Origin of the sequence: Actinomadura livida (genome assembly GCF_014648675.1) — a bacterium.
In the GTDB taxonomy this organism is placed as follows: domain Bacteria; phylum Actinomycetota; class Actinomycetes; order Streptosporangiales; family Streptosporangiaceae; genus Spirillospora; species Spirillospora livida.
Window position 1 is genome coordinate 671,718 of the sequence record NZ_BMRO01000001.1, and the last position, 12,403, is coordinate 684,120.

Annotated in this window: 14 protein-coding genes; 9 read left to right on the forward strand and 5 right to left on the reverse strand. The window is 72.3% G+C overall.

The features are described from left to right. The 4 genes from IEZ03_RS02935 to IEZ03_RS02950 all read right to left on the reverse strand — a co-directional run. Positions 1-622: branched-chain amino acid ABC transporter permease (locus IEZ03_RS02935; RefSeq protein WP_229807959.1), on the reverse strand; the 622-nt coding region annotated here is incomplete at its 3' end. A 12-nt stretch (positions 623-634) separates the two neighbouring features. Beyond that, positions 635-1,873, reverse strand: a complete 1,239-nt coding sequence (locus IEZ03_RS02940; RefSeq protein ID WP_184882370.1) for an ABC transporter substrate-binding protein — start codon at positions 1,871-1,873, stop codon at positions 635-637. 10 nt (positions 1,874-1,883) lie between these two features. After that, positions 1,884-2,576: an ABC transporter ATP-binding protein gene (locus IEZ03_RS02945; RefSeq protein WP_132047714.1), complete on the reverse strand. Its 693-nt coding sequence runs from the start codon at positions 2,574-2,576 to the stop codon at positions 1,884-1,886. Continuing rightward, positions 2,563-3,366, reverse strand: coding sequence for an ABC transporter ATP-binding protein (locus IEZ03_RS02950; protein WP_184882368.1), 804 nt, complete (start codon positions 3,364-3,366; stop codon positions 2,563-2,565). The genes IEZ03_RS02945 and IEZ03_RS02950 overlap by 14 nt, the downstream gene beginning before the upstream one ends. Positions 3,367-3,493: 127 nt before the next feature. Here IEZ03_RS02950 and IEZ03_RS02955 point away from each other — a divergent pair, with 127 nt between their 5' ends. The 4 genes from IEZ03_RS02955 (at position 3,494) to IEZ03_RS02970 (ending at position 5,875) form a co-directional block, all read left to right on the forward strand. Next, a complete protein-coding gene (locus IEZ03_RS02955; RefSeq protein WP_165966108.1) occupies positions 3,494-3,631 on the forward strand; it encodes a hypothetical protein in 138 nt (45 codons plus the stop codon). Beyond that, positions 3,628-4,938 (forward strand): 3-hydroxybutyrate oligomer hydrolase family protein, encoded by a 1,311-nt coding sequence (locus tag IEZ03_RS02960; RefSeq protein WP_184882366.1) that lies wholly within the window; start codon positions 3,628-3,630, stop codon positions 4,936-4,938. Before IEZ03_RS02955 ends, IEZ03_RS02960 begins: the two co-directional genes overlap by 4 nt. A gap of 75 nt (positions 4,939-5,013) precedes the next feature. After that, positions 5,014-5,454 (forward strand): helix-turn-helix transcriptional regulator, encoded by a 441-nt coding sequence (locus IEZ03_RS02965; RefSeq protein WP_184882364.1) that lies wholly within the window; start codon positions 5,014-5,016, stop codon positions 5,452-5,454. A gap of 10 nt (positions 5,455-5,464) precedes the next feature. After that, positions 5,465-5,875, forward strand: a complete 411-nt coding sequence (locus IEZ03_RS02970) for a VOC family protein (RefSeq protein ID WP_184882362.1) — start codon at positions 5,465-5,467, stop codon at positions 5,873-5,875. Between the two features lie 40 nt (positions 5,876-5,915). Here IEZ03_RS02970 and IEZ03_RS02975 read toward each other — a convergent pair whose 3' ends face one another. Further along, positions 5,916-6,944: a PHP domain-containing protein gene (locus tag IEZ03_RS02975; protein WP_229807960.1), complete on the reverse strand. Its 1,029-nt coding sequence runs from the start codon at positions 6,942-6,944 to the stop codon at positions 5,916-5,918. 83 nt (positions 6,945-7,027) lie between these two features. Between IEZ03_RS02975 and IEZ03_RS02980 the strand changes: the two genes are divergently transcribed. The 5 genes from IEZ03_RS02980 (at position 7,028) to IEZ03_RS03000 (ending at position 12,381) form a co-directional block, all read left to right on the forward strand. Next, the gene (locus IEZ03_RS02980) at positions 7,028-8,350 is read left to right on the forward strand and encodes a sensor histidine kinase (protein ID WP_184882358.1); all 1,323 of its coding nucleotides are present in this window, start codon (positions 7,028-7,030) and stop codon (positions 8,348-8,350) included. Beyond that, positions 8,347-9,081, forward strand: a complete 735-nt coding sequence (locus tag IEZ03_RS02985) for a response regulator (RefSeq protein ID WP_268248512.1) — start codon at positions 8,347-8,349, stop codon at positions 9,079-9,081. The genes IEZ03_RS02980 and IEZ03_RS02985 overlap by 4 nt, the downstream gene beginning before the upstream one ends. 130 nt (positions 9,082-9,211) lie before the next feature. Then, complete coding sequence (locus IEZ03_RS02990; protein ID WP_184882356.1) at positions 9,212-10,162, forward strand: alpha/beta hydrolase; 951 nt, start codon at positions 9,212-9,214, stop codon at positions 10,160-10,162. Beyond that, positions 10,155-11,318: an acyltransferase family protein gene (locus tag IEZ03_RS02995; RefSeq protein WP_229807961.1), complete on the forward strand. Its 1,164-nt coding sequence runs from the start codon at positions 10,155-10,157 to the stop codon at positions 11,316-11,318. The genes IEZ03_RS02990 and IEZ03_RS02995 overlap by 8 nt, the downstream gene beginning before the upstream one ends. 136 nt (positions 11,319-11,454) lie before the next feature. Further along, a complete protein-coding gene (locus IEZ03_RS03000; protein WP_221480620.1) occupies positions 11,455-12,381 on the forward strand; it encodes an alpha/beta hydrolase in 927 nt (308 codons plus the stop codon). Positions 12,382-12,403 lie beyond the last annotated feature (22 nt).

Consider the following 12,403-nt stretch of genomic DNA (forward strand, 5'->3'; position numbering starts at 1 on the left):
TCGGCGCGGCGAGCACGCCGGCGAGCCCGGCGAGCGCGACCCCGAACCCGAAGACGGGCGTCACCCAGCGGGCGACGTCGATGCCGAGCGCGCGGGTCAGCTCGGGCCGCTCGGTCGCCGCCCGGACGATCATGCCGACGCGGGTCCGGGTGAGGACCACCCACACCGCGCCGCACACCAGCACGGACACGCCGAGCACGAACACCTGGTAGGCGGGATAGGTGAACAGGCCCAGATCGATCGAGCCGCTCAGCGCGGACGGCCGCGGGTACGGCTGGGACTGCACGCCGTACTGCCGCTTGACCAGGTCCTGCAAAATCAGCGCGAGCCCGAAGGTGAACAGGAAGTTGTAGAGCGGGTCGAGCGGCGCCAGGCGCTGGATGAACAGCCGCTCCAGCACCACTCCGACCACGCCCAGCACGATCGGGACCAGCGGCAGCGCGAGCCAGAAGCTCACGCCGAACGAGTCGAGCAGCACATAGGAGCCGAACGCGCCGAGCATGTAGAACGCCCCGTGCGCGAAGTTCACCACGTGCAGCATGCCGAAGATGATCGACAGGCCGAGGGCGAGCAGGGCGTAGAACGCCCCGCTCACCAGGCCGTTGAACGCCTGCTGAAGCACGTCGCGGCCGCCTCAGAGCTTGCAGGCGGGGTCGGGCTGCTGGAACGCCTCGGCCGCCGGGATCGTGCTGACGATCTTCTCGTAGTCCCACGGCTCCTTGACCTCGCTGGACGGCTTCACCTCGGCGAGGTAGGCGTCGTGGGTGAGGAGGTGGTCCTCGGCGCGGATGGTGCCGGTGGCCGTGAAGATGTCGTCGACCTTGTGGCCTTCGAGCTGCGCGACCACGTCGTCGGCCTTGTCGGTGCCGCCGCGCTGCACGGCCTCCAGGTACTGGAGGGCCGCCGAGTAGTCGGCCGCGTGGACGGCCGTCGGGCGGGTGCCGGTCTTGGCGTGGAACTTGTCGGCCCACGCGCGGTTGTTCTCGTCGGCGTTCCAGTACCAGAAGTCGGTGAACCGCGTCCCGGCCATGGCGTCCGGGCCGAGCGAGTGGATGTCGGTCAGGAACATCAGGCCGACGGCGAGGTTCACGCCCTTGTCGCGCAGCTTGTACTCGTTGTACTGCTTCACCAGGTTGACGAGGTCACCGCCGGCCTGGAGGGCGCCGAGCACCTGCGGCTTGGGGTCGAGATCGGGCGCCTTCAGCAGGAAGGTGGAGAAGTTGTCGTTGGGGAAGGGCGTCGGGTCGCTCTTGACGACCTTCCCGCCGGCCGCCTCGATCGACGCCTGGAACGTCTTCTCCATGTCCTGCCCGAACGCGTAGTCCGGGTAGACGAGGTACCAGTTCTTGGCCCCGTCCTTGGTCAGCGCGGTGCCGGTGCCGTGCGCCAGCATGTAGCTGTTGTAGCCGTAGTGGAACGTGTACTTGTTGCACTGCTTGCCGGTCAGCTCCGTCGTGGCGGCGCCGACGTCGATGAAGATCTTCTTCTTGGTCTTGGCGACGTTGGCGACGGCGAGCGCGGCCGAGGAGGTCGGCACGTCCAGGATCAGGTCGGCCTGCTGCCGGTCGTAGAGCTCCTGCGCCTTGGAGTTGGCGACCTCGGGCTTGTTCTGGTGGTCGGCGCCGATGACCTCGATGTTCTCGGTCACGGCCTTGTCGCCGTACTTGGCCTTGAAGTCGGCGACGGCCATCTTCACCGCCTCGACGGCGTTCTTGCCCGACAGGTCGGCGTACACGCCCGACTGGTCGGTCAGCACCGCCAGCACCACCTTGTCGTCGCTGATCGCGCCGCCGCCCCCGCCGGGTCCGCCCGCGCAGCCGGCCAGCAGTGCTCCGGCGGCCGCGACCGCGGCCGAACGTCCGAGAAGTCTCATCAGGGCTCTCCTAGATTCCGAGGTACTGCAGAAGTTCGTTCTCGCGGGCGAGGACCTCGTCGTTGTCCATGGACTCGACGATCCGGCCCTCGGCGAGCAGGTGGTGGCGGTCGGCGACGGTGGCGGCGAAGTGGACGTTCTGCTCGATGAGCAGGACGGTGACGCCGGCGGCCTTGACCTCGCGGAGGATGTCGCCGATCTGCGCGACGATCAGGGGCGACAGCCCTTCGGTGGGCTCGTCGCACAGCAGCAGCCGGGCGCCCGTCCGCAGCACCCGCGCCAGCGCGAGCATCTGCTGCTCGCCGCCCGACAGCTTCGTCCCGGGGAACCTGCGCCGCTCGCGCAGTCTCGGGAACGTCTCGTACACCCGGTCGAGCGACCACGGGTCCGGCCCCATGGCGGGCGGCAGCGTGAGGTTCTCCTCCACCGACAGCGTGGCGAAGATGCCGCGGTCGTCTGGGACGTAGCCGAGCCCGCGGCGGCTGCGCTTGTGCGGGCTCAGGGAACTGATGTCGTCGCCCAGGAAGCGCACCGTCCCGGACACGCCCTGGTGGAGGCCCATCAGGCTGCGCAGGAGCGTGGTCTTGCCGGCGCCGTTGCGTCCGACGAGGGTGACGATCTCGCCCTGGCCCACGTCCAGCGACACCTCGCGCAGGGCCTGCGCTTCGCCGTACCAGGCGGAAAGGCCGTCAACGCTCAGCATTGGAGTCTCCGAGGTAGGCGGTGACGACACGGGGGTCGTGACGGATCTCGGCGTAGGGGCCCTCGACGAGGACCTGGCCGTGCTGCAGGACCGTGACGCGGTCGGCGAGGTTGGAGACGACGCTCATGTTGTGCTCCACCAGCACCACCGTGCGCCCCTCCCGCACCTGCCTGATCAGCGCGACGGTGCGGTCGACGTCCTCCACGCCCATGCCGGCGGTCGGCTCGTCGAGCAGCAGCACCTTCGGGTCGAGCGCGAGGGCGAGGGCCAGTTCGAGCGCGCGTTTGCGGCCGTAGGCCAGCGACCCCGCGGGGATGTCCCCGTGCCCGGCCAGCCCGACCTGGTCGAGCAGTTCGGCCGCGCGTTCCGAGTAGCGGCCGAGCGCGGCGTCCGAGCGCCAGAACCGCCAGCCGAGCCCGCTGCGGCCCGCCAGTGCCAGCTCCACGTGCTGCTTCGGGGTGAGCTCGGCGAACAGGCTCGTGATCTGGAACGACCTGGCCAGGCCGAGCCGCGCGATCCGCTCCGGCCTGCGTCCGGCCAGCTCGTGCTCGCCGAGCCGGACGCTGCCCGCCGTCGGCTTCAGGAACCCGGTCAGCAGGTTGAACAGGGTGGTCTTGCCCGCGCCGTTCGGGCCCACCAGCGCGTGGACGGAGCCCTCGGCGATGTCGAGGTCCACGCCGTCCACCGCGCGGAAACCGCGGAACTCCCTGACCAGGCCGCGCGCCGTCAGGACCGGGCCCTCCGGGACGGGCCCCTTCGGGCCGGTTCCCTCCGGGTCGGGGTCGCCCATGCGCCCTCCTCACGCTCGTCTAAGGTGGCCCGGACCATATCCGGGCCGCCGTGACCGGGAACGCTAGGTGGCGCCCGAACACCGGACCATGTGAGTCCGACCCACATTCCGGGCCCCGGATACGGCTGTGACCCACACCACTCCCTGGACAGAGCGCCGGCACATGGCGGGCCTCGCCGATATGTGGCCGTCCCACGTGGTCCGGGTCACCACCTCGCTGGACCATGGCCGGCACCTGACGTCCCGTCCCGAGGAGCCGGAATGATCGTCCGAAGCGTCCTGACCGCAGGCGCCCTCGCCGCCGCCCTGGCCTCCCCCGCCCATGCGCAGGGGCCCGCATCTGATCGCGGCTGCGCCCCAGGACTTCGGGTCCCCGGCGCGGAGACGCAGGTCACGGCATGCCTGGACGACCTCACCACGGCCGGGACGATCGCCTCGGGCCACACCGTCCCGGCCGACTGGGCGGGCCTGCACGCGGGCGGCACCCGCAACCCGAGCGGGGTCCCCGGCGTCCAGGTGGACGGCTATTTCCCGGACACCTCCACGTTCAACACCAACAACGGCTGGAATCACGACGCCCAGTTCGTCATCCGGCTGCCCGAGAAATGGAACGGCGGCCTGGTCGTCGCCGGGTCGCCCGGCAACCGGCGCCAGTACGCCAACGACTTCACCATTTCCGACTGGGTCCTCGCCCAGGGCTACGCCTACGCCGCGACCGACAAGGGGAACAGCGGCGTCGAGTTCTACAAGGACGGCCGCCGCCCCGGTGACGCCGTCGTCGAATGGAACCACCGGCTGACCGAGTTGACCCGGGCCGCCAAGAAGACCGTGGCCCGCCATTACGGCCGCGGTCCGGGCAAGACGTTCGCGGCCGGCATCTCCAACGGCGGCTACCTCGTCCGATGGCAGCTGGAGAACCGTCCCCACCTGTACGACGGCGGCATCGACGCGGAGGGCACCCTCTGGCGCGAGAAGGGCCCGAACCTCTTCACCTACCTCCCGTCCATTCTCCGCGCCTACCCGGCGTACGAGGCGGGCGACCAGTCCGCCCATAAGGCACTTCTGAACGCCGGTCTGGCCCCCGGATCGGAATTCCTCTGGCCATTCCATGACCAGGTCTACTGGGGTCTCACCCAGCGCATCTACCGCGAGGAATTCGACCCGGCCTACACGGGAGACGAAGCCGCCTACAACTACGCCGCACGCCCGCGGAATGTCCACCGAGCCGTGGCACGCGTCGCCCTCACCGGCAAAATCCGCAAACCGCTGATGACCCTCCACGGCACCTACGACACCCTGCTCCCCATCGGCACAGACTCCGACGTCTACGCCGAGCTCGTCCGCGCCAAGGGCAAGGCCCCGTACCGCTACTACCGCCTGGAAGCCGCCAACCACGTCGACGGCCTCTACGACACCTACCCGGACCGCCTGCGCCCCCTCCTCCCCTGCATGCGGACCGCCTTCACGGCCCTGGAGAACTGGACGCGGGAAGGCCGGACTCCCCCGCCGAGCACCACTCTGCCCCGGCCCGCCACGGGCGACCTCGTGAACGCCTGCTCCCTCACGTCCTGACCGCGGGGCAGCCCTGGTTCGACCGCGTCGGCGCAGGTGAGCGGCATGTCACCGGTGGGTGGTAGCGTCGGTTTCATGACGCCGGAAGAGCTCGCCGATCTCGCTCACCTGCGCCGCGCCCGGGACCTCATCGACCGCGAGTACGCGCAGCCGCTCGACGTGCCGACGATGGCCCGCCGCGCGCTGATGTCCCCCGCGCACTTCTCCCGGCGGTTCCGCGCGGCCTATGGCGAGACGCCGTACAGCTACCTGATGACCCGCCGGATCGAGCGCGCGATGGCGCTGCTGCGCGCGGGCACGAGCGTGACCGACGCGTGCATGGCGGTCGGCTGTACCTCGCTCGGCTCGTTCAGCTCCCGCTTCACCGAGATCGTCGGAGAGACGCCGAGCGCGTACCGCGCCCGCGAGCACGCCGCCATGGCCACGGTGCCCGCGTGCGTGGCCAAGGTCAACACCCGCCCGGCGCGGAACCGCCCGAGCGGGAATGGAGAAGCGGGCCGCACGGCCGCCGCCTAACGTTGGCCGCATGAGTACAGCAATCCGGTACTGCCACATCACCGTCAACGACCTGGACGAGTCGCTCGCCTTCTACCGCGACGGGCTCGGCATGGAAGTGCTGAACGACGTCCCCTACGGCGAGTTCCGCTGGGTCACGCTCGGCGACTCGAAACAGCCGGGCGCCGCCATCGTCCTCTCCGAACCGCACGCCGGCCGCTCGCAGGCGGACGGCGACACACTGCAGGAGCTGCTGACCAAGGGCGTCCTGCCGATGGCGATCTTCAGCACCGACGACCTCGACACGACGTTCGAGCGCGTGCGCGGCGTCCAGGGCGCCGAGGTCCTGCAGGAGCCCATCGAGCAGCCCTGGGGCCCGCGCGACTGCGCGTTCCGCGACCCCTCGGGCAACATGGTCCGGATCGAGCAGGCCAAGGGTTGAGGCCCGCGGCCCGCACCGCGGCCGGCTGGTGGCAGGGCCGTCACAGCTCGGCGCGCGTCCACGCGACCAGGTCGTCGGCGGGAAGGGTGTTGACGACCTGGGCCGCGGGGACCGCGCACCGGGCGGCCCGCTCGCAGCCGTGGTGCTGCCAGTCCAGCTGGCCGGGCGCGTGCGCGTCGGAGTCGATCGAGAAGCGGCAGCCCGCCTCGACGGCCAGCCGGAGCAGGCGCTTGGGCGGGTCGAGGCGCTCCGGCCGTGAGTTGATCTCCACGGCGACGTCGTAGGCGGCGCAGGCGTCGAAGACGAGCGCGGCGTCGAACTCCGACTCGGGGCGCAGCCCGCCCCGCTTCCCGCCGGCTTTCACGATGCGTCCCGTGCAGTGGCCGAGGACGTTCACGCGCGGGTTCGCGATCGCCTTGACCATCCGCTCGGTCATCGCGACGCGGTCCATGCGGAGCTTGGAGTGGACGCTGGCGACGACCACGTCCAGCCGGTCGAGGAGATCCGGGTCCTGGTCGAGGGTGCCGTCCTCCAGGATGTCGACCTCGATGCCCGTGAGGATTCGGAACGGCGCCAGGTCCTCGTTGAGTTCGGCGACCACGTCGAGCTGGCGGCGGAGCCGGTCCGCGGACAGGCCGTTGGCGACCTTGAGCCGCGGCGAGTGGTCGGTGAGCGCGAGGTACTCGTGGCCGAGGGAGCGCGCCGTCTCCGCCATCTCCAGGATGGGCGAGCCGCCGTCCGACCAGTCGCTGTGGGTGTGCAGATCGCCCTTCAGCGCGGAGCGGAGCGCGGCGGTGGCCTCGTCCAGCGGCTCCCCTTCGGTGGCCTCCAGGCGGCGCAGGTAGACGGGCGTCTCGCCGCGCAGCGCCTCCTCGATCACCAGTGCGGTGACCTTGCCGATCCCGGGGAGGGCGGTCAGCGTGCCCTCGCGGGCGCGGGCCGCCAGTTCCTCCTGGGGCGTCTCCTCGGCGACACCGGCGGCGGTGCGGAACGCCCGCACGCGGTAGGTCGGCTCGTGGGCGCGCTCCAGCAGGAACGCGATACGGCGCAGCGCTTCGACGGGCTCCACGCAACGCACCGTACCCGGGTATGACGGACGTGTCCCACCACGGTGTCATCCGGGACGGTCGCGGAGTCTCTAGCCTGGTCGGCATGGCCGGGGACGAGTCCGAGGGCGAGCCGAACCTGCTGCGCACCGTGCTGCGGAACGGGATCGTCGCCGCGGCGCTGACGGGACGGGCCGAGCCCGCGCCGCCGCTCGACCGGCCATGGCCCGCGGGGCTGCGGTGGACGCGCTTCCTCGGCATCGGGCGGCTGCCGTTCGGGCTGGTGGCGAACCTGTTCTGGATCGCCCTCACCGTCCTGATCACCACCGGGACGAGCTCCATGCTCCGGGAGCCCGTGCGCGCGAACGCGGCCGACTACCCCGGCGACGGCACCGCTCTTTTGTTCGCACTCCTGGTGACCGCGCCGCTGGCCCTGCGCGACCGGCATCCGCTGGCGGCGTGGCGGATGGGCTTCGCGGCGCTGGCGGTGCTCTCCGTCAGCGCGTGGCCGGCCGGCATCGAGTACACCGAGGGCGGGGCGTTCGCCGCGCTGATGTGCGTCTACACGGTGACGGTGCGCTGCTCCCGCGACATCACGCTGGGCGTCGCGATCCTGTCGTTCGCCGGGGTGTGGGTCAAGGACTCGGACTCGGCTCCCGGGGCGTCGGTGCTGCTCCTGCTGCCGCTGGCGGTCGGGTACGCCGTCCGGGTCCGGCGGACGTCCCGCCGGGAGCTGGCCGAGCAGCAGCGGCGGCACCGGGACGCCGAGGCCGTGCTGACCGAGCGGCAGCGGATCGCGCGGGAGATGCACGACGTCGTCGCGCACCACATGTCGATGATCGCGATCCAGGCGGAGGCGGCGCCCTACAAGGTCGAGTCGCTCCCGGAGGAGACGCGCCGCGACCTCGCCGAGATCCGCGCGACGGCGCTGGACGCGCTGACCGAGATGCGGCGGATCCTCGGCGTGCTGCGCGCGGAGGACGGCGCCGAGACCGCCCCGCAGCCGAGCCTCGACCGGCTGGACGAGCTGATCGCCAACGCGCGCGGAGCGGGCCTGCACGTGGAGACGTTCCTGGACGGCGACATCGCCGGGCTTCCACCGGGCGTGGGGCTCACCGCGTTCCGGATCCTGCAGGAGGCGCTGAGCAACGTGATGCGGCACGCGCCGGGAGCACGGGTGAACGTCGAAGTGTCGCGCGATGAGGCAATAGTGTGGCTCGGCGTCGTCAACGGGCCGCCCGGCGCCCTCGGCGGCCCCCGCCGCGACGGGCGGGCGCCCGGCACGCCGCTGCCGGGCGGCGGCCACGGGCTCGTCGGGATGCGGGAGCGGGCCGCGTCGCTCGGCGGCGAGCTGACCGCCCGCCCCACGCCAGAGGGAGGATTCGCCGTGACCGCCAACCTGCCGGTGGACGCCCGGGAGCGGACGTGACCCTCGGTTCCGGGGGGCGTGGGGGCTCGTCCCCGCACAGGAGACCCGTTCGCGTCGTCATCGTCGACGACCAGGGCATGGTGCGCACGGGGTTCGGCGTGCTGCTGAACGCCCAGCCCGACATCGAGGTCGTCGGCGAGGCGGTCAACGGCGAGGAGGGGCTGCGCCGCGTCGCCGAGCTGCGTCCGGACGTGGTGCTGATGGACGTCCGGATGCCGGTGATGGACGGCCTGGAGGCGACCCGCCGGATCCTCGGGGACGGCACCGGGGACTCATCCGGAGACACAACCGAGGACGCGCCGAAGGTGCTCATGCTCACCACGTTCGACCTGGACGACTACGTCTACGAGGCGCTCCGGGCCGGGGCCAGCGGGTTCCTGCTGAAGGACGCCTCCGCGACCGAGCTGGCGGACGCGGTGCGGGTCGTGGCCGCGGGCGACGCGCTGCTGTCGCCGTCGATCACCCGGCGGCTCATCGCGGAGTTCTCCCGGCTCGGGGGGCGCAGGTCGCCGTCCCTCAAGCGGCTGCAGGAGCTGACGGAGCGGGAGACCGAGGTGCTGACGCTGGTGGCGCGCGGGCTGTCGAACGGCGAGATCGCCCGGGAGCTGGTCGTCGCCGAGCAGACCGTCAAGACGCATTTCGGGCGGATCCTGATGAAGCTCGGGCTGCGCGACCGGCCGCAGGCGATCGTCTACGCCTTCGAGGTGGGGCTGGTCCGTCCCGGCGACTGACCCCTGGTCCATAGCCCCGCTGATACCGGGGTCGCACACCGCAAGATCAGACCGTCGGGTGATCTGCGGTACGGCGTCCGATTCCTAGCGTCCTGGACAGTGCAGCCCACTTCCAGGAGGGACGTCCCGGATGACCCGCGTCCGCAGGACCACGGCCGCCGTGCTCGCCCTCGCGGCGGCCGGGTCGGCGAGCGCCGCCGCCCGGCACGGCGACGTGTACCCGGCCCCGCGCGCGATGCCCGAACTGTCGGCCGCGTCGCTCGACGCCCGGTTCCAGGCCACCCGGCAGGAGATCGCCCGGGCGCTGGCCACCGCACAGCGGTTCCACGACGAGGACCGGGCGCGCGTCCTGTCCTCGTTCCTCTCCGAGGGCCGGCGGTTCCTGGCCTTCGACCCGCGCGGTGACGGACGGGCCGTCGAGGTCATCGGCGACCTGCGGCGCGCCGACCGCATCGCCGTCGTGGTGCCCGGCGCGGACAACACGCTGGCCAACTACGACGACCCCAAGTTCGCGGGCGGCGACGCCCGCGCGCTCTACCTGCAGGCCCGCGCCGGCACCCCCGGCTCGCGGCTCGCCGTGATCGCCTGGCTCGGCTACGAGTCGCCGTCGATGCCGAGCCCCCGCGTCCTGGCGTCCGGTGATGCCAAGGACGGCGCGCGCGATCTCGAACGCCTCGTGACCGGCGTCCACCGCGTGAACGGGCACGCGCGGTTCGCTCTCCTCTGCCACAGCTACGGCTCGGTGGTGTGCGTCAAGGCGGCCCGGCCCCTCGCGCCGCTGCCGGTGGACGACATCGCCCTCTACGGCAGCCCCGGCACCACGGCGGACAGCGCCGCGGACATCGGCACGCCCGCGCGTGTGTGGGCGGGCCGCTCGACGGGCGACTGGATGCGGTTCGTGCCGAACTTCCGCTTCGCCGGTCTGGGGTTCGGCACGGACCCCGTCTCCTCCCGTTTCGGCGCGCTGCGCTTCGCCGCGGGCGCGGGAGCCCACAGCGGCTACCTGCGGCCCGGCTCGGCGGCACTCCGGAACCTCGCCCTGATCGCCCTCGGCCGCGCCTCGGAGGTCCCCCGTGCCTGAGTCATCGCTGCGGAATCCGCGCGACGGCGCGGCCGACGCACTCCGCGCGTTCGCGATCCTCGGCGTCGTGCTCGGCCACTGGCTGGTCACCGCCTTCGTCGCGGACGGCTCCGGCACACAGCTGCGGGTCACGAGCCCGCTCAAGACGATGCCGGAGCTGGCCCCGATCTCCTGGGTGCTGCAAACGCTCGCCGTCTTCTTCCTCGTCGGCGGGTACGCGGCCGGGAAGGGCCTGCGCCCCGGCGAGCCGTGGGCGCCGAGGCTGCGGCGGCGACTGGCGCGTTTCGCGCGCCCGCTCCCGGTCCTGCTCGCCGCCTGGCTTCCCGCCTCGGCCGTGCTGGCCTGGGCGGGCTACTCGGCGGAAACCGTGCGCACGCTGGTCGAACTCGTGCTGAGCCCGCTGTGGTTCCTCGGCGTCTACGTGGTGCTGACGGCGGCGACCCCCGCCATCGCGGCCGTCTGGAACCGGCTCGGCCTGTCGGGCGCCGCCCTCCTCGTCGCCGCGACCGCCGCCATCGACGTCGGCCGCTTCGCGCTGGACGCGCCCGGGTGGACGGGCTGGGCCACCGTCCTCACGGGCTGGCTCGTCCCGTTCTACCTCGGCTTCGGCTGGGCGGCCGGCGCGCTCGGCTCCCGGCGGGCCGGGTTCGCCCTGGTGGGCGGGGGCGCCGCGGCGACCGCACTGCTGATCCTGTTCGCGGGATACCCGGCGAGCATGGTCGGCGTGCCGGGGGCGGCGGTGTCCAACCTCAGCCCGCCGACCCTCGCGGCGGTCGCCTTCGGCCTCGCCCAGACGGGCCTGGCCCTCCTCCTGCACGGCCCCCTGACCCGCTGGACGCGACACGCCCGGGTGAGCGCGGCGGTGTCCGCGGCCAACCGCTCCGCCATGACGATCTTCCTGTGGCACCAGACGGCGCTCCTGGCGGTCACGGCCGGCGCGCTGCTCGCGTACGGCCGCCTGCCGGGCCTGCACACCGCACCCGACCGGCCCGCCTGGATCATCGAGCGGCTGCCGTGGCTGGCGGTCTGCGCCGGCGCGCTCGCCGTCCTCTGGGCGCTGGTCCGCGGGTTCGAGAGTTCGCGCCGCGCCGGACGTGACGCGAACCACACCGCGGGCGCGCTCGCGGGGCCGTACATCTCCCAAGAAGCCCCCTGAAACCGGGCACCGGCCGCGCCCGGCCGGACGATCTTGGGTGGTAGAAAGGCGGGCGATGTCGCCACGCAAGCCGATCTCAGCGCGCACCCGACGGCTCCGCAGAGCGCTGGCCTGCGCCGTTTCGATCTCGGGGGTCATGCTGACGACCGCGGGAACCGGCCACGCGGACCCCTACGCGCCACCGGCCGCCGTCCCCGAACTGGCGCCCTCCACGCTCGACGTCCGGTACGCCGCCGGCCGCCGTTCCATCGAAAAGGCGCTCGCGACGGCGCAAGAGGTCCGCGACACCGAACGGATGCGGGCGCTCGGCGCCTTCCTCAGGCCGGGACGCCGCTTCCTCTACTTCGACCCACGCGGCGATGGACGCGCCATAGAGGTCATCGGCGATCTCACCAGGGCGAAGCGGGTCGCGGTCCTCGTCCCTGGAGCGGACACCACGCTGACGGCGTTCGACGACCGCGGCGACAAGCCCTGGTCGACACCCGGCGGAGGGGCACGTGCCGTCTACACGCAAGCCCTCTCGCAGTCACCGCACCCACAACTGGCCGTGGTCGCATGGCTCGGCTACGCAGCTCCCGGGACGTTCAGCAGCGAGGTCCTCACCGGGGAGCGCGCCGGAGAGGGCGGCGCGCAGCTCCGGCGGTTCCTGGCGGGCGTGCACCGGGTCAACCCGTCCGCCGGGATCGGCCTGCTCTGCCACAGTTACGGCTCGGTCGTCTGCGGCCGAGCGGCGCTGGACGCGCCCGGCGGGCAGGCGTGGCGGGACGTCACCGACATCGCCCTCTACGGCAGCCCCGGCACGACGGCGTGGTCGGCCGCGAAGTTCAGCGGCTCCGCCCGCGTATGGGCGGGACGGGGGGCCACCGACTGGACGGAGGACGTCCCCCACGTCCGCATCTTCGGGCTCGGCCTCGGCCCCGACCCGGTCTCGCCCGCCTTCGGCGCGCGGGTCTTCGACGCGGGGGGCGCCGGCCACAGCGACTACCTCGAACCGGGCTCGACGTCCCTCCGGAACCTCACCGGCATCGCGTTAGGACGGACCTCCGATGTCACTCAGCACTGACACGGATCACACACTTGAGGAC